This is a genomic window from Paenibacillus sp. ov031 (assembly GCF_900143165.1).
Classification (GTDB): domain Bacteria; phylum Bacillota; class Bacilli; order Paenibacillales; family Paenibacillaceae; genus Paenibacillus; species Paenibacillus marchantiae.
In genome coordinates this window covers 467,373-484,011 of sequence record NZ_FRDO01000002.1, presented here as the reverse complement: position 1 = coordinate 484,011, position 16,639 = coordinate 467,373, and the positions used below count along the sequence as shown (strand labels likewise).

Annotated in this window: 14 protein-coding genes; 10 read left to right on the top strand and 4 right to left on the bottom strand. The window is 49.0% G+C overall.

Features of this window, described 5'->3' with window-relative positions:
* Positions 1–9 precede the first annotated feature (9 nt).
* The 8 genes from BUA17_RS12335 to BUA17_RS31460 all read left to right on the top strand — a co-directional run bounded on the left by BUA17_RS12335 (position 10) and on the right by BUA17_RS31460 (position 9,059).
* Positions 10–759: a response regulator transcription factor gene (locus BUA17_RS12335; RefSeq protein WP_063568224.1), complete on the top strand. Its 750-nt coding sequence runs from the start codon at positions 10–12 to the stop codon at positions 757–759.
* Entirely contained in the window at positions 756–2,132 is a 1,377-nt protein-coding gene (locus BUA17_RS12330) for a sensor histidine kinase (protein WP_072733785.1), read from the top strand. Before BUA17_RS12335 ends, BUA17_RS12330 begins: the two co-directional genes overlap by 4 nt.
* Positions 2,133–2,207: 75 nt before the next feature.
* The gene (locus BUA17_RS12325) at positions 2,208–3,008 is read left to right on the top strand and encodes a PepSY domain-containing protein (RefSeq protein WP_083584687.1); all 801 of its coding nucleotides are present in this window, start codon (positions 2,208–2,210) and stop codon (positions 3,006–3,008) included.
* A gap of 183 nt (positions 3,009–3,191) precedes the next feature.
* The gene (locus BUA17_RS12320; RefSeq protein ID WP_170867835.1) at positions 3,192–3,818 is read left to right on the top strand and encodes a PepSY domain-containing protein; all 627 of its coding nucleotides are present in this window, start codon (positions 3,192–3,194) and stop codon (positions 3,816–3,818) included.
* A 375-nt stretch (positions 3,819–4,193) separates the two neighbouring features.
* Positions 4,194–5,696, top strand: coding sequence for an RICIN domain-containing protein (locus BUA17_RS12315; protein WP_090809173.1), 1,503 nt, complete (start codon positions 4,194–4,196; stop codon positions 5,694–5,696).
* A gap of 710 nt (positions 5,697–6,406) precedes the next feature.
* Entirely contained in the window at positions 6,407–7,192 is a 786-nt protein-coding gene (locus tag BUA17_RS12305; protein WP_063568220.1) for an ABC transporter ATP-binding protein, read from the top strand.
* A gap of 1 nt (position 7,193) precedes the next feature.
* Positions 7,194–8,855, top strand: a complete 1,662-nt coding sequence (locus BUA17_RS12300; RefSeq protein ID WP_063568219.1) for a hypothetical protein — start codon at positions 7,194–7,196, stop codon at positions 8,853–8,855.
* Between the two features lie 33 nt (positions 8,856–8,888).
* Entirely contained in the window at positions 8,889–9,059 is a 171-nt protein-coding gene (locus tag BUA17_RS31460; protein WP_177031212.1) for a hypothetical protein, read from the top strand.
* A 51-nt stretch (positions 9,060–9,110) separates the two neighbouring features.
* Here the strand turns inward: BUA17_RS31460 and BUA17_RS31855 are convergent, their stop codons facing one another.
* On the bottom strand, positions 9,111–10,292 hold the full coding sequence (locus BUA17_RS31855) for a Leu/Phe/Val dehydrogenase (RefSeq protein ID WP_072733781.1): 1,182 nt from the start codon (positions 10,290–10,292) through the stop codon (positions 9,111–9,113).
* 381 nt (positions 10,293–10,673) lie between these two features.
* Here BUA17_RS31855 and BUA17_RS12290 point away from each other — a divergent pair, with 381 nt between their 5' ends.
* Both BUA17_RS12290 and BUA17_RS12285 read left to right on the top strand, forming a co-directional pair.
* Entirely contained in the window at positions 10,674–11,189 is a 516-nt protein-coding gene (locus tag BUA17_RS12290; protein WP_053782622.1) for a DUF2179 domain-containing protein, read from the top strand.
* A gap of 246 nt (positions 11,190–11,435) precedes the next feature.
* On the top strand, positions 11,436–12,863 hold the full coding sequence (locus BUA17_RS12285) for a pectate lyase family protein (RefSeq protein WP_072733780.1): 1,428 nt from the start codon (positions 11,436–11,438) through the stop codon (positions 12,861–12,863).
* A gap of 158 nt (positions 12,864–13,021) precedes the next feature.
* Here BUA17_RS12285 and BUA17_RS12280 read toward each other — a convergent pair whose 3' ends face one another.
* The 3 genes from BUA17_RS12280 to BUA17_RS12270 form a co-directional block, all read right to left on the bottom strand.
* On the bottom strand, positions 13,022–14,035 hold the full coding sequence (locus BUA17_RS12280) for a LacI family DNA-binding transcriptional regulator (RefSeq protein WP_072733779.1): 1,014 nt from the start codon (positions 14,033–14,035) through the stop codon (positions 13,022–13,024).
* A 203-nt stretch (positions 14,036–14,238) separates the two neighbouring features.
* Positions 14,239–15,423 (bottom strand): glycoside hydrolase family 130 protein, encoded by a 1,185-nt coding sequence (locus BUA17_RS12275; RefSeq protein ID WP_072733778.1) that lies wholly within the window; start codon positions 15,421–15,423, stop codon positions 14,239–14,241.
* Positions 15,424–15,425: 2 nt separating this feature from the next.
* Positions 15,426–16,607, bottom strand: coding sequence for an AGE family epimerase/isomerase (locus BUA17_RS12270; RefSeq protein WP_072733777.1), 1,182 nt, complete (start codon positions 16,605–16,607; stop codon positions 15,426–15,428).
* Positions 16,608–16,639: the final 32 nt, after the last annotated feature.

Below are 16,639 nucleotides of genomic sequence, written 5' to 3'. Positions count from 1 at the left end.
GAGCTCTGCATGAATGAAGCCGTGCTGGTGATCGAGGATGAGCCCAAAATTGCACGCCTGCTTGAACTGGAATTACAGTATGAGGGATATCAGGTAGGCAAGGCAGGCAGCGGAACGGAAGGGCTGGAGATGTATGGGGAGGGGCAATGGGATCTGATTCTGCTGGATATTATGCTGCCGGGTCTGAGTGGGATTGAAGTGTTGCGACGGATACGTGCCAAAGATGCGACCGTGCCCATTCTGATGCTTACAGCCAAAGACTCTGTGGAAGACAAAGTATCCGGACTCGATCTCGGAGCCAACGATTACATTACTAAGCCGTTCCGTATTGAAGAGTTGCTTGCCAGAGTACGCGCTGCACTGCGCCTGAGTGCTGCATCGGCTGCTACCCACTCTGCCACTTCGGTCCCACGGGATACGGCGCAATCACCCGAGCATACGGCGGGAAATGAGACAGGCTGGCTTACCGCAGGTGGATTGAAGCTGAATGAAGGAACCCGTGAGATATCCCGGGATGGTCAATCGATTGAGCTTACACCGCGTGAGTTCGATCTATTGGTGTATCTGTTGCAAAACCAGCGCCAGGTGCTGAGCCGGGACCAGATTGTTCAGGCCGTCTGGGGATACGATTATTATGGAGATACCAATGTGGTGGATGTGTATATCCGTTATGTGCGCAAAAAAGTCGATAACGGATTCACACCACCCTTAATACATACCGTTCGGGGTGTTGGTTACGTTCTGAAGGAGCAAGTATGAGTCTGCGCAGCAGAATCTACGGATATTCGTCCGTATTGTTTGCCGTGCTGCTGATTGCCGTCAACCTGTCGGTGTATATCGTGTTCGAACGGATGTCGATCGATAACGAGATCAAGCGGGTAGAGGCTGAGGCCGAGTCTATTGTAAAAGGAGTGCGCCAGTCTGCCGGTTCCATTCCGCCGGACGACTTGCTCCGGGCCTACGCGCCGCTGGACGGCATGCTGCGGATCGTCAATGAAGACGGCACCAGCTCCCCGCCGGTGACGACCTCGGCAGAGGAGCAGCTGAGCAAGCTGTCCTACAAATACGAAAGCGAAAAAAAATCGGAGTATACCCAAGTTGAACAAATCGGTTATGTCTGGGTCTCTGTTCCAGTGATCTGGCCGGATGGAGAAGTAGTGAATCTACAAGTCACCGAGAGCATTGAAGATACCGAGAATCGCCTGTCTGTGCTTCGTACGGTTCTAGTTGCCGTGACCATCATCGCGCTGATTCCGGCCATCATCTCCAGCCGTATTCTGGCGAACCGGATGACACGGCCGATCCAGCAGATGACACGTACGATGAGTGATATCCAGTCGAGCGGCCAGTTCAAGCGGCTTCCACTCGACGAAAAATCGAAGGATGAGTTGAAAACGATGGGGCAGACGTTCAACCGTATGATGGATCTGCTGGAATCCAACTTCGAGCGGCAGGAGCGCTTTGTTTCTGATGCTTCTCATGAACTGAAAACACCACTTACCATCATTGAAAGTTATGCCAGTCTGCTGCAACGAAGGGGCAAGGAACGTCCCGAAGTATTCGACGAGGCGGTAGAAGCCATTCTGTCCGAATCCGTGCGCATGCGGGAGATGACCGAGCAGCTGCTATTGCTGGCAAAGCAGCCAGAGCAGTGGAATGTACAGCTGGAGCGGATGGATATCACCCGGCTTGCGCTGGATTCCACACGTGCATTTCGCGAAGCCTATCATCGGGAAGTCCACTGCGATGACCCAGGCAGGATATGGGCGATTAGCGATGTGAGCAAGCTGAAGCAGCTGCTTTTTATTTTGCTGGACAATGCTCGTAAATATAGTGAGGATGCCATTGAAGTCCGGCTGGAGGCAAAGGGGCAGGAATGTCGGATATGTATTGTGGATAAGGGAATCGGTATGCGGGAAGAGGAACTGTCCAAGGTGTTTGACCGTTTCTATCGAGTTGATCAGGCCAGAACACGCAGCGGCGAAGCAAGCGGTTCGGGCTTGGGACTTTCCCTGGCCAAAGATATCGCAGAAGCCGTGGGCGCACGTATTGAATTAAACAGCACCGAGGGCAGGGGAACCGAGGCTTCGATAATTTTGCCCACATCCGTACAGAACGGATCACTCTCATGAAAATCTCATTCTTCTCTTATATACTGGTAAACACAGTAGGATTACGGATCATAAGAGAGTGCGTAAGGGGGAACCATGATGGAAGAGCATGAGGGGCGTCCGGAAATGAAACGGGAAGAACAACGACGCAAAGGATGGGCGAAGCCAAGACGTTCATTATGGTGGGGTGCGGGGCTCCTGGCTCTCCTTGTCGTTATAGCGGTCATGTGGTGGAGGCCGTGGCAATCAGACCGCGTGATGTTAACAGCAGATGCAGCGGCCCAAGCGGTCTTGGATCAATATCCGGGAGAGATCCTGAATTCCACGTTGAAGGACGGAACCTACATCATGCAGCTCCGCTCAGAAACCGGACTGTATGACGTACAAGTTGATGCGGTTACGGCGACCGTGAATTCCATTAAACGGCTGGAGTCCAACCCACAAGCCGAGGAGAAGACGTTATGGAGCCGGGAACAGATCAAGACGGAATTGCTGAAACAAACGGATGCCGAACTGGTGTCGCTCGAACTTGTCGAGCAGCAGGGGAGCCCGGTGTATCTGGCGGTATTCAAGATGAAGGACAATGGTCGGGAGCAATGGACCATTGATCCGTATAACGGGGAGAAACAGTCTTCAAAGCCGCTGGAGGCATCTTCGCCCGACCCGACAACAGGGGAAGGCACCAAGACTTCATTTCTGAGCGAGAAAGAAGCAGAGCAGAAGGCACTGGCTAAGGTTCCTGGTGAAGTGGATGATATCGAACTCCGTGGAACGAATAGTGGCAATCCGTATTATCTGGTTGAAATTGACCTGGATGACGGTCGTGAGGCCATTGTGCAGGTGAATGCCATTTCAGGCGCGATTCGTTCGGTTACTTGGGATGAGGACGAGGATTAGGGACTTCACGATGGTTTAAAAGCTCTGCATGAAGCCAGTCACATTGCTATTCTAAGGAATAATGTGAGGTGCTCACTCCTTTTCTCATCAAATTCTAATCTGACTCTCGCTGATCTCTCATTCGTACAGGTTAATCTATAACTGTAGACGAAAACGAGAACAACAACGAGGAGATGAATGATGATGATGAACAAACATAAACTATGGATTGGCAGCTTGTCGGCAGCGGTGCTGCTCGGAGGATCAGCCGCTCTGGCCAGTGGGAGTGTAAATGGACAATCGGTTCAGCCTACGCAAACGTCCACTACACAATCAGTAACACAGACCCAGAACACAGATACATTGCTGACAGTCGCACAGGCAAAAGAAGCAGCCTTGAAAGCAACGGATGGCAAAGTGGATGATGTGGATCTGGAGCGCAGAAACGGCCAAACGTTCTATGAAGTTGAAATCGACAAAAAAGGAAGCAAGGACGTTGTCGTTCGTTTGGAAGCCTACACCGGTAAAATCCTTGCCGTAATCGATGATGAAGATTACGATGACGACGATGATTATAAAGGCACTGTGGCAGGTACGTCTTCCAATCACTCTGCTTCAAAACAGGTTAAACTGACAGAGGCACAAGCTTCGAACATTGCCCTGAAACAGGTGACAGGCGGAAAAGTAACCGAAATCGAACTGGATCATGATAACGGCCGTTATGTTTATGAAGTGGAACTAAGAACAGCAAACGGTGAAGCCGATGTAGACGTCGATGCCAATACAGGCAAAGTGCTTTCGTTTGACCAGGATTTTGACGACGAAAATTAAGAAAAGCGTTAGCACATAAGAAAATGTTATTACACAAGATAACGAATATGAACAACATGTTGTTGCAGCTAATCTAAGTTTAGCTGGAGATAACGTATATTATAGGGATTTGGCTTATGTATAACAGAGGACGCTTCGGATGAAGCGTCTTTTTGCTGTTCACTCCATAAGTTCAGTGTTTATTCGTACATGTTCCGCCGTATTGTTCACTATTCGAGCAGGGGGATGGCGGATACAATCGTAATCAGGAGGTGAGTGCCGAGCCAGTCTGAGAAACAGGTAATCCTATGAAATGCATCATCGATCGGAGGAAGAAGAGACGTATCGATTTTATTGTAAGCGCTTTATAAATTAATTACGGAGGTGCATTGTTCTATGAATGAGGGTTGGTTGAAAAAGAAAACAAAAACACATCGTTACACTCGTCGCCTTTGTTATCTGCTTGCTCTAATCCTGGCGCTACAATCGCTAGGTATGCTGGTCGCTCCAGGACAACAGGCTTCCGCTGCTCCACTCAGTGTAATCAACGGGGTACAGTTCAAGGATACAAACGGCAATGTCATTCATGCCCATGGGGGCGGGATGATTAAGGCTAATGGGTACTATTACTGGTTTGGGGAGAATCGCAACCCTAATGGAACGTTCAAGGCGGTATCTGTATATCGTTCAGCAGATCTGAAAAACTGGGAGTATCGCAATGATGTGCTTACCAGCAGCTCGGCTGCCGAGCTGAACATTTCCAACATCGAACGCCCGAAAGTCATTTATAACAGTGCAACAGGCAAGTATGTTCTTTGGATGCATAAGGAAAACGGGGTTGACTATGGTGAAGCGAGAGTGGCGGTAGCGACCTCAAGTACAGTGGATGGCAATTATACGTATGTGGGCAGCTATCGTCCGCTTGGCTATGATTCGAGAGACATGACGGTATTCAACGACAACGGAACGGCTTATCTCATCTCGGCGACCAAAGTGAATGCTGACCTGAATATCTACAAGCTGACTCCTGATTTTCTCGGTGTGGAATCGCTCGTAACGACGCTATGGCCGGGTCAATATCGTGAGGCACCTGCCATGTTCAAAAAGGGTGGCGTCTATTTCCTGATCACATCCGGGGCTACGGGATGGAACCCGAATCAGGCAAAATATGCGACTGCTACCAGCATAACTGGCACATGGAGCGGCCTGAGCAACTTTGGGGATAGTACAACCTATGGTTCCCAATCGGCGTATGTGCTTCCCGTGGAAGGCTCACAGACAACATCCTATCTCTACATGGGCGATCGCTGGGCTGGCGCCTGGAGCGGGCCAGTGCAGGATTCTAAATATGTGTGGCTGCCGTTGTCTTTCCCAAGTGCAACCAGTCTGGCGATGAACTGGGCAAGCAGTATTACCATAGATGCAGCCACGGGTTCCGTAACCGGAGTGGATACGCCCGATGTATGGGACCCGAATGCTTCGTATCAGCTGATTAGTCGCAAAAGCAATAAATTGCTTAATGTCATCGGTGGTTCTGCGGATAACGGTGCGGATCTGGAGCAGCGGGCAGACGGCGGAACGACCAGCCAGCAGTGGCAGATCACGGATGAGGGTGGCGGTTATGTCAAAATCATCAATCGTTCCAGCGGCAAGCTAATCGGTGTAGAGAATGGTTCCACAGCAGATGGAGCTGTTATTGAACAGTGGAACGATGGCGGCTGGGCCAGTCAGCAATGGCAGTTGGTTAGTGTGGGTGGTGGTTATTATAAATTGAAAAACCGCAGCACAGGCAAGGTGCTTGATATTTCGGGACAATCCCTGGCAGACGGGGCAGCTGCAATCCAGTGGACAGATAATGGTGGTACGAATCAGCACTTCCAGATTGTTAAGGTTCAATAAGGATTGATTGTTTTGTTGGTTAATCATCATAAAGATTCACAATTAAACCCTTGTCCCTCATTATGAGTGGGACAGGGGTTTAATTGTGAAAAATATGAAGCTCTATAAGCTAGAGATTAAACATTCCAATTGAACCTTTTATTCTAACTTTAGATTATCAATAGCAGAAATAAGGTATTAGTATAAATAACGGAAAAGCTTAATCCTCAGGACGATTACATTGCTAAGATATATTATTGGTAGGATCCTGCCACAAAATAAAAATGGTAAAACACGGGTGCGAGTTAGGAGGTTAGCAAATGTACGTTATTCTTCCTTTTTTGTTGTCGACATTAATCTCTGGATTGCTAGGTTATCTAACCTATAGAATATTATTAAAAAATAGAGCTGGGATTATTGTGACGTTGATATCATCCGCGTTTATAGCTTATATTTTTATAGATTTATATGCTTTTTTTGGAGTGGTAGGAGGTGTGTTGTTTTACATTTTACTAATAAGAATTTCAACTAAATAAAAAAATAATAATTACCAGACTTAATTGATAAATTAACAAAAATCAAATTCTATTCTATAAATTCAGGATCTTTGTTATGCACTTCTTTGTGCAGAGCAAAGGTCTTTTAATTTTTCTTTATCCCTCTCTGTTAATCCAATCTGTGGTAAACTAGTAGAATTGTAGAAATAGTAGAGACAGGGGCTGGATAACGAAGTGAGTGAAAAACAAGTACTGTCAATTGAAGGCTTGCGTATGCGGTATAACGGGCGTTATGTGCTAAATGGGATTGATTTAGAAGTGAATCGGGGCGAGATGATCGGATATATTGGTCCGAACGGTGCGGGTAAAAGCACGACGGTCAAGATTTTGCTCGGACTAGTTGAGGGATATGTGGGTACGGTCCGCATCTTTGGCAAGGATATCGCAGATGGTGACGCGGAATATAAGCGAAGAATCGGTTATGTACCGGAAGTCGCGGAGCTATACGAGCAATTAACCCCGGCAGAGTATCTGACCTTTATAGGAGAATTGTACGGGTTGTCCTATGAAGATGCCGATTATAAGGCGAAGCAGTTGATGGATTGTTTTGGACTGGAAAAATCATATCATTCCCGCATTGCTTCCTTCTCCAAAGGCATGCGTCAGAAAGTGCTGCTGATCTCCGCGCTGTTGCATGACCCGGATTTGTTGTTCCTGGATGAACCACTCAGCGGACTGGACGCCAACAGTGTAATGGTGGTAAAGGAGATTTTGACACAGCTGTCGGCCAAGGGTACAACGATATTCTATTCGTCACACATCATGGATGTGGTGGAGAAGATCAGCAGCCGAATCGTTCTGATTGCCGAAGGACGCGTGATGGCGGATGGTACGTTCAGGCAGCTCCAGCAGCAATCCATGGAAGGCTCACTGGAGGAAGTATTCAATCAACTGACGGGCTTCAATGAGCATCGGGCAATTGCAGAACGTTTTGTGTCCATCGTGCAGGAGGTGTACTGATATGGCGGAATCCTCCGACTTCCGCACGCTGAAGATTCTGGATCGTTTTCGGCCTATCATCGCCAGAACAGGAGCGGATTATGACGTACTGCGTTTGATTCTACGGGTGAAGTTCCAGATGGATCAGCGGAGGGTACCGACGGTATTGTCAGCACGCAATGGCAATAAGGAGCAGAAAGAAGGCAATCTGTATCTGCGTTCCCTCTGGTTGTATGCACTGATGGGGCTGATTATGGTTCCGTTTGTCGTCTGGGATACGGGACATTATATGCTTCAGATGGGTCTAGTGACCGCCATGCTGATGTTTATGATCATGACCTCCATGATCTCCGACTTTTCTTCGGTACTGCTCGATATTCGGGATCGTAATATCATCATGACCAAGCCGGTAAATGGACGCACTGTTGGCTTGGCTCGTGCCATTCACGCAGGGGTTTATTTGCTGCTCCTGACAGGCTCTCTGACGGCTGCGCCGCTGGTAGCCGGATTGATTGCCCACGGGATCGGCTTTTTCCTGCTTTTTCTGGTGGAACTGGTGCTGATTAATATGTTAATTCTGGTGACCACGTCCCTGATCTATCTATTCATGATGAAGTTTCTGGATGGCGAGAAGCTTAAGGACATGATCAATATGATGCAAATCCTTCTTTCCATCGGCATTGCCGTAGGCTATCAGCTGGTCATACGTTCGTTCAGCATCATCGACTTTAATATGGTGTTCACACCTGCCTGGTGGCAGTTACTGCTGCCTCCGGTATGGTATGCAGCGGTTTTTGAGCTGCTGTTCGGCGGCGGGGGAGATGCCTGGCTGTATACTTTCTCAGCGCTTGCTGTGATCGTTCCAATGGTCAGTCTGTTGGTGTACGTGAAGCTGATGCCTTCCTTCGAATTGTATTTGGAGAAAATGTCACACGCAGGTCAGGCCTCTGGACGAAGACGTGGGAATTGGGATCGCATCATGGCGAAGGTATTCTCCCGTTCCAGAGAAGAGCAGGCGTGCTTTCGTTTGTCTGCCAGTATGATGCGAAGTGAAAGGGAGTTCAAGTTGAAGGTATACCCGTCGATGGGTTTATCTTTTGTATTGCCCTATGTATTCTGGTTCACCCAATTGCAGAGTTCTTCGTGGGCAGAATTTAGGGAAAGCTCCTTCTTTTACACGCTATATATTGTGCTCTTGCTGATTGTGTCTGTTGTGACCATGCTGAAGTATTCCGGACAATACAAGGCGTTTTGGACTTTCCGGGCAGCCCCTCTGGCCAACGAGAATGTGCTATATAGTGGAGCGCTAAAAGCTTTCTTATGCAACATGTTCTTACCCGTATTTATATTGAACGCCATTGTATTTGTGTGGACCTTTGGGTTAAGAATTCTTCCTGATCTGATCGTAATATTTTTGGTGGCAACTGCACTTATTCCGCTGTCTGGAAAGTTGTTGATGCGAAAACCGCCGTTTTCCCAATCCTTTAGTGTGGCCGGACAGAGTGACGGCTGGCTCGTCTTTGCCTTCTTTCCGCTCATGGCACTGTTATGGGGACTACATGTATTCATCCGCACCATACCAGCAGGCATCTGGATCTATGTAGCACTCCTAGTATTTATTAACATGCTATTCTGGACGATGCTGCATCGGGTGAAGCGGGCTTCTGTAATGGTTGAAGTTTAAGGCGGGCGGTAGTAGGTTGGTTGAGGTTGCCTGATGAAGTTTAGCAGATGGAATCCTGAAGAAAAGCTGATTAAAGCCAATCCGGTGTTGATGAATCGGATTGGCTTTTTTACGTTTTTTCTAATTCTTTACGTGATGCGATGTACTTTAAAGATGGAGAAAATAAATGATATGCGAGCTGTAACAGTGATCTGGATTCTGTAGCACTTAAACGATTGGGAGATTGAATTAGTGTGTTAAATCGGTATCGGTATGCTAAGCATGGGGGTTTCCGCTTTGCAGGACAGCTTCTGCCAGCTGATCGGCTGCATCCGCCGTGGAGAGGGCAGATTGCTCTGCTATCGCATAGACCTTGGACAGCGTGCCCGCAATCCCCGCCACCTTTTGGCGGATCAGGTCTGGCCCTGCGCCTTCCAGCTCGTAGGCGGTGCTGATGATTCCGCCTGCGTTGAGCACATAGTCAGGCGCGTACAGGATGCCGCGCGCCTGCATGCCGCGAACAACCAGCTCCCGATGGCTGAGCTGGTTGTTCGCCGCCCCGGCAACGATGGAGCAGCGCAGCTCCTCCACCGTTGCCGGGGTCAATACGCCCCCTAGGGCACAGGGGGCGAACACCTTGCAGTCAGCGGCGTGAATATGGGCCGGATCGGCCGACATGGCGCCGCTGAACTGCACAAGGGCACGTTGTACACGTTCGGGTACAACGTCTGCCACAATGAGCCGTGCCCCGGCTGCATGCAGGTAACGGCACAGGGCATACCCGACCTTGCCCAGTCCCTGGACGGCAACGCAAATGCCCTGCAAGGCGTCAATGCCCTGCAAGGCGTCAATGCCCTGCAAGGCGTCAATGCCTTGGTGACGCAGCGATGTCACAATGCCAGTGTATACACCGTAGGCGGTCATCTCGGCTGTGAAGTCATCCTGTGCGCCAAGCGATCCGGTCGTGTCCGTCACATGTACCGTCTCCAGCCGGATCTGGTCCATATCTGCCGCCGTAGTGCCCAGATCCAGCCCCGTCACATAACGTCCGTTCAGTCGTTCCAGATAGCGGCCCAGAGAACGGAATGTTTCGGCACGCCGGCAGGCTTGTAGGCTGTTTTTGGATGTCTTATCTAAATCCTTATCTAATCCGTTCGATGTATCCTTGCCTTTTTTGGGATTCAGATTGTTGTCTGGGCTGGCATCGCCCGATTTGATGATCAATTCGGCTGGCACATCCCACACCACAGCTTTGCCCCCGCCATATGGCAGACCGGAGACCGCCGATTTGTAGGTCATGCCCTTCGCGAGTTTGATGGCATCCCGAACCGCTTCTTCCTCCGATGCATACGTCCAGCAGCGGCATCCCCCGAGTGCGGGACCCAGCACTGTACTATGGATGGCGATAACGGCTTTAAGCCCGCTCCGTGGATCATGGCAAAATATGAGTTGTTCCATACCTTCCCGCTGCCTCGTGCCACAACTGCATGACAGTTCCCCCTTTTGGTAGCCGTCGTTTCCCGAACCTTTTTGCCTGTACGCCTCAATCGAATTGCTGTTGGTTCAGCATATTCAGACACGCCGCTTTTCGCCCCTGGGTCTCAGGCCGGGTTGATAATGAGTGAAAAGGGCTCTATAATGTCAGTTCCGGCTTGCCAGTGCGCAGAAAATAGAAAATGCAGTCCAATTTACGTTCAACCGTTTAAAATGACCGCATAACGTCCAATGATGGAGATAGAGTAAACAGGCAGAAGAATAAATGATATGTAGAGGAAGCGGAAAGAAGGCACGCAACAAACGGCCCATTTCGTTGTGAAAGTCAGGAAAGAGGGATTGCGATTGTTTAAAATATTGGTATTTATCTTTTTGATCCAGATTGTGTATGTATCTGCTTATACACTTCGGATGATTCTGACGCTCAAAGGACAGAAATATATTGCTGCGCTCATCAGTATGGGCGAAATTGTGATCTACGTACTCGGTCTGAATCTGGTACTCAAATATCTGACCCAGCCATCTGCGTTAATTGTATATGCTGTTGGTTATGGGCTGGGGGTATTGCTGGGTGCCTGGATCGAAGAGAAGATTGCGCTTGGTTACGTTACCGTTAAGGTTATTTGTAACCAGATGGGCGGGGATGTAGCGAATGCCTTGCGGGATAAAGGATACGGTGTCACCGCCTGGGTTGGTAGTGGACGAGATGGAGACCGGCTGGTTATGGAGATTTTGGCGAAACGAAAAAACCAGAAACTTCTATATCAGACGATTCTGGAGCTTGATCCCAAAGCATTTGTCATCACCGTTGAGCCCAAACAGTTCCATGGCGGGTTCTGGACACGTTCCATCAAAAGATAAATTAGGAATATTCGAGATAATAGTGAGCCCCTTTGGGGGCTTTTTTTCATGTCTATAAGTTGAAATGGGAATGCTCCGGGTTAAATCGGGTGTTATTTGAGGACTGATATCAGGATCCCAAAACGATCTGAGATAAGGATTATTGTTGTAATCGCTTCCAACATTTACATTGAGGACATGTCCTTCGTGACTTGCGATGGCAGAGATGGACAGACGCAATCATTATAATTAGGGAGGAATGGTTTTATGAAAAGCAAAATTCGAACATGGTGCAGTGCCGCGCTGGCTCTGACGTTGGGCTTCACCCTACTGTCTGGACCGACAAGTGTACAGGCAGCAGGCAATGCAGATTACAATCTTACAGGTTTCTCCCAAGGCAATACGGGTGGAGGTACCATCAGCGAATCGGACACGTCCAAGTATAAGAAGGTATACAATGCAACGGATCTCGCAGCGGCGCTGAAAAAGAACTCCGGTGTCAAAGTCGTCGAGATTATGAACGACCTGAATCTGGGATGGAACGAAATTCCGAGCGCTGCACAGACATCGCCTTTTGCCAAGCATAATGATGCGCTGACTCATCCTGTATTGAAGCAAACGGGTGTCAGCAAGCTGACGATCGACAGCTTTAATGGCCTGACCATCTTCTCAGCCAACGGGGCCAAGATCAAGCACGGAGCCATCAGTGTCAAACGCAGTTCCAACGTTATTATCCGCAACCTCGAATTCGATGAGTTATGGGAATGGGATGAAGCGACCAAAGGCGACTACGACAAAAACGACTGGGATTACATCACCCTTGAAGAGAACAGCAACGTATGGATTGATCACTGCACATTCAATAAAGCCTACGACGGGCTTGTCGATTCGAAAAAAGGAACGAGCGGTGTGACCATCTCCTGGTCCCTCTTCAAAGGGGATGACGGCAGCTCAAACAGCTGGGTTACCCAGCAGATTAACGAGTTGGAGGCGAACAAGGCTTCCTATCCGATGTACAACTACCTGCGCAGCAGCGCGGTTGGGCTCAGCAAAGCCGATATCATTGCCATTTCATCTCCTCAGAAAAAAGGTCATTTGGTTGGTTCGACCAGCTTCGAATCGGCCAATGCTAATCTGTCCATGACTCTGCACCATAACTTGTACAAAGATATCCAGGATCGCATGCCGCGTCTGCGCGGAGGCAATGCGCATGCCTACAATATTGTGATGGATGCGACAGGGGCACGTGCGGCCAAATCCAGAATCACTTCTGCAATGGCAACGGCGATTTCGTCCAAAGGGTATCACTTTGATATCATCGGCAACGGAGCGATTTCCACTGAAGATGGTGCAGTACTGGTCGAAAAGTCGGTGATCAAAGACGTACTGTTCCCGGTCCGCAATAACCAGACGGACCCGGCCGACGCAACATATACCGGTAAAATTCAGGTGACTGACACGATGTATTCTCTGGATGGAAGCTCATTCCGTGGAAACAGTGATACATCCGGCAGTCCGCTCAGCCCGGTTCCGGCCGCAGTGAAAGCTTTCTCCTGGAACGGATTCTCTTCACTTCCTTACAGCTACACTACCGATGATCCAGCGACGCTGAATGCACGCCTCACCGGTTCGAGCGGAGCAGGTGCAGGCAAATTATCCTGGTCCAAAGACAACTGGCTGAAGACGAGTTACTAGGCTGTAACAGGAGTTAGGTTTTTGGAATCGAGTGGAGAGTGGCCGTGATCTATAGTGGTTCCTGACCACTTTCTCTTTTTTTCATAAGCAAAGAGTGCTCCTGCAGCCGTAATGGCCGGGAGCACTCTTTTTGTGGAACGGGAAGTCTTCGTTCCTTTTTAGTTAGATACGTTATCCGAAAGGGCAGGTGCAGCAGTTACCGAATCACGATAAATGATATTACCCTTCACGTGTACGCGGCCGAAGCTGCGACTCGGGTTATCAATCTTTTTGAGCATGGAATGAACCGCAGTGCGCGCCATCTGTTCGACATCGACTTCAACCGTAGTTAATTTGGGCTCGGAGAGTGTGGCATAGATATCATTATCGAACCCAACCACGGAGCATTGTGCAGGAACCTGAATACCCAGTGAAGTCAGTTTCTGAACGAGCAGATGGGCCACCTGATCACAGTTGCATACAAATGCCGTAGGCAGCTGCTCTGGCAGATCAATTTCAATAAACGTACCTCGCTCATCGCGGTCATTAAGCACAAGATCCGGATTCATCGGCAACCGATGCTCCAGCAATGATTTGTAATAACCGAGGAATCGGTCCTGAATGCTGCTAGTAGAATAGAGATTCCCCACATAAGCGATGCGGCGGTGTCCCTGCTGTACCAGAACGTTTGTCAGCTCATAAGCAGCGTAAAAGTTATCGGTAACGACAGAATCAATATCAGAATGCTCATCGTAGAAATCGAGAAACATTTTGGGTACCTCCATCGACTGGACCAGCTCGATATATTCCTTGCTGACTTGTCCAAGCACAATGAAACCATCCACTTTGTTGTCACTATAGAGCTTCGGTAGTATTAATTCCTCTTCGTCCTGAACATTCAGAATATGCAGAATACCGTAGTACCCCTGATCCTCCAGATGTTTGGTGATGCGCTGGAATACACGTACATAGAACGATTGTGTAGGTCCGGTAAAACGCTCCGGGATAATAACACCAATATTATGAGTCAGGCCTTCCTTCATCGAACGGGCTGCGGCGTTATACCGATAGCCCATCTGAACGGCAAGCACTTTAATTTTTTCCTTCAATTCGCCACTGACGCCATCTTTATCATTTAATGCTTTCGAGACCGTCACACTGCTAACTCCGAGCTTGTCGGCGATATCCCGCATGGTGATATTGTTCTTCAGCTTTGGTCGCCTCCTTCAAGCCGGTTTACGTACAATGTGCTGTCATTATGGTTAGCGCTTCCTTCAAACATAACAACAATCCATATTAGTATACATCGTTACCCACATGGAATAAAGAAATTCTGGTTAGCGCTGCGCTAATTTTTCAGCATGCCACATTTTCCGTTGAAGGCTGATCTTCAGTTTTAAACCATTTGCTTTTGGAGAAGCTTCTCATTCCGCTCAATCAGGTCACCGCGCTGGTTGGCACAATCCAGGGAACGATAAGGATCAGATGGGGTATTGAAGGTGTAATCGACCAGTTTATCCAGCGTCGTTGTGGCCACATGACAGCGGGTATCGCTGGATGCGTAATAAATGAAGACCTCACCCTGTTCGTTGACCACCGCACCATTGCAGAAAATAACATTGGACACATCGCCTACGCGCTCGTCGTCATATGGAGCAATGAAGTGTCCGCCCGGCTTGGCGATGATGCGTGCCGGATCATTCAGATCCGTGGCGAACGTGTACAGCACATAGCGAAGACCCGCCGCCGTGTTGCGCACCCCGTGGGCAATGTGAATCCAGCCGCGATCCGTTTTGAGCGGAGCAGGGCCTTGACCATTTTTCACTTCGTATACGGTATGGTATTTCCGTTCATCGATGATTGTCTCTTCCTCAATTACTGGATTCAGAATATCATCGCACAGACCAAAGGCAATCCCGCCGCCGCTGCCTGTGGAGATGAATCCGTCCTGTGGCCGTGTATAGAACGCATATTTACCATTTACAAATTCGGGGTGCAATACAACATTTCGCTGTTGAGGAGAGTTGGTCGTGATGTTGGGCAGACGCTCCCAGCTGAGCAGATCGCGTGTCCGGACAAGTCCTGCCTGGGCTACGGCACTGGATGTATCAAATGCTGGTGCTTCAGGGTCTTTGCGCTCCGAGCAGTAAATACCATAGATCCAGCCATCTTCATGCTGAACCAATCGCATATCATATTGGTTGGTTTCGTCGGCATCGATATCTTCCCACACTAAGGGTTTGCCTGTGAAGCGAAATCCGTCGATGCCGTTATCACTCTCAGCTAGAGCGAAGATGGATTTACGGTCCAATCCTTCGGTTCGGATGACCATCACGTATTTGCCATTGAAATAGATGGCCCCCGGATTAAGCGTAGCGTTAATGCCCAGACGCTCCATGAAGTGGGGGTTCGTCGTTTCGTCCAGATCAAATCTCCAGTGCAGCGGTACATGATGGCGTGTGATTACCGGATAACGGTACCGATCATATACGCCATTGTAGAAGGAAGAGTCAATTTCATTTTGGCGCGTAAGCAGCTGCTCCTGTTGCTCCAATAATTCATTGTATTTGGGGTGTATCATCGTTATCCCATCCTCTCAATTAGTTCAATGCAGAATCGGCTATTGTGATATGGGCATTTCCACGGTCCGGCGATTTCGCTTTGATCCGGTGTGCCGTTCCCGTCTACCGACCAGTACCATTCCCCGCCAGCGCGGTGATCGATAATGTGTTCCTTCGTATATGTCCACAAGCGTTCTACTCTCTCCAAAAACAAACGGTCACCTGTACGCTCATAGGCGTTGTAGAAGCCGACCATCGCCTCGGCCTGAACCCACCATATCCGTTTCTCATCCACACGGTCACCCTCTTGTTCATTCATCAGGGAGCCATCGGCCTGTACAGCCACATTGGAAATGTTATAGGCAATATCCGTAACCATCGCAGAATACTCCGGGTGTTGATCCAGACGCAGCACTTTCAACGTTTCGTCGATCAGCCAGCTGGCTTCAATGTCATGCCCGAATGAGCGTAGATCGATGATGGAGTCCCAATCCTTGTTGAAAAATACCCCGAGAAACTTCGTGTCTTTGTCATACACCCGTTCATATAAGATGCCGAGCAAGCGTTCCAGCGCCGTCTTCACCTGCTGATCTGGCCACACTCGGTAGAGCGTGGTATAGGCCTCCAACACGTGAATATGCGTATTCATCGTGTAATCCGCGATCACACCATTCTCGCTCAGCATTTCATTGGGCTGTTCATTCCAGAAGCGATCAAATTGTTCCTTGTATGCAGGTAATTCGGCATTCAGCCCTTGATCCTCTATCAGGGCAAAAAGCGTTTTCGCAAGTTCCAAAGCAGATGCATCCCCAGTGGCACGATAGTACTCACTCAGTGAGTAGACGCCGAAGGATTGCGTATATACATGCTTGCTCGTGTCCATTGGTTCTCCTTTGGCATCCACCATCCAGTACATGCCGCCATACTCCGTATCTATCACATGGTCCACAAGAAAACGGTAAGCATGTTCAGCGTGATCACGCCAGATTTCATTTCCGGTTACCCGGTAGGCTGCTGCAAAAGACCATAATTGTCGTGCCGTGGCGATTCCGCCCTTGGGAGCGAGTGGATCGACCTGAAGGTCATTACCGACCCAGCCGTAGAATCCGCCGTTGTTATGATCTTTGAGGGCAGACCAAAATGGCAGAATATGACCTTCCCAGTGTTCTTTTATTTCAGTTTTGGTGTCATTGGTGTGAGTCATAAGTGAGCGCTCCTTCAAAGTACAGGATTCAA

Excerpts from the sequence above, each read along its gene's own strand:
- BUA17_RS12320 (WP_170867835.1), top strand. The coding sequence starts at position 3,192 with ATGATGAACAAACATAAACTATGGATTGGCAGCTTGTCGGCAGCGGTG.
- BUA17_RS12275 (WP_072733778.1), bottom strand. The coding sequence starts at position 15,423 with ATGATACACCCCAAATACAATGAATTATTGGAGCAACAGGAGCAGCTG.
- BUA17_RS12300 (WP_063568219.1), top strand. The coding sequence starts at position 7,194 with ATGGCGGAATCCTCCGACTTCCGCACGCTGAAGATTCTGGATCGTTTT.
- BUA17_RS31460 (WP_177031212.1), top strand. The coding sequence starts at position 8,889 with ATGAAGTTTAGCAGATGGAATCCTGAAGAAAAGCTGATTAAAGCCAAT.
- BUA17_RS12285 (WP_072733780.1), top strand. The coding sequence starts at position 11,436 with ATGAAAAGCAAAATTCGAACATGGTGCAGTGCCGCGCTGGCTCTGACG.
- BUA17_RS12270 (WP_072733777.1), bottom strand. The coding sequence starts at position 16,607 with ATGACTCACACCAATGACACCAAAACTGAAATAAAAGAACACTGGGAA.
- BUA17_RS12280 (WP_072733779.1), bottom strand. The coding sequence starts at position 14,035 with ATGCGGGATATCGCCGACAAGCTCGGAGTTAGCAGTGTGACGGTCTCG.
- BUA17_RS31855 (WP_072733781.1), bottom strand. The coding sequence starts at position 10,292 with ATGGAACAACTCATATTTTGCCATGATCCACGGAGCGGGCTTAAAGCC.
- BUA17_RS12315 (WP_090809173.1), top strand. The coding sequence starts at position 4,194 with ATGAATGAGGGTTGGTTGAAAAAGAAAACAAAAACACATCGTTACACT.
- BUA17_RS12325 (WP_083584687.1), top strand. The coding sequence starts at position 2,208 with ATGATGGAAGAGCATGAGGGGCGTCCGGAAATGAAACGGGAAGAACAA.
- BUA17_RS12330 (WP_072733785.1), top strand. The coding sequence starts at position 756 with ATGAGTCTGCGCAGCAGAATCTACGGATATTCGTCCGTATTGTTTGCC.
- BUA17_RS12335 (WP_063568224.1), top strand. The coding sequence starts at position 10 with ATGAATGAAGCCGTGCTGGTGATCGAGGATGAGCCCAAAATTGCACGC.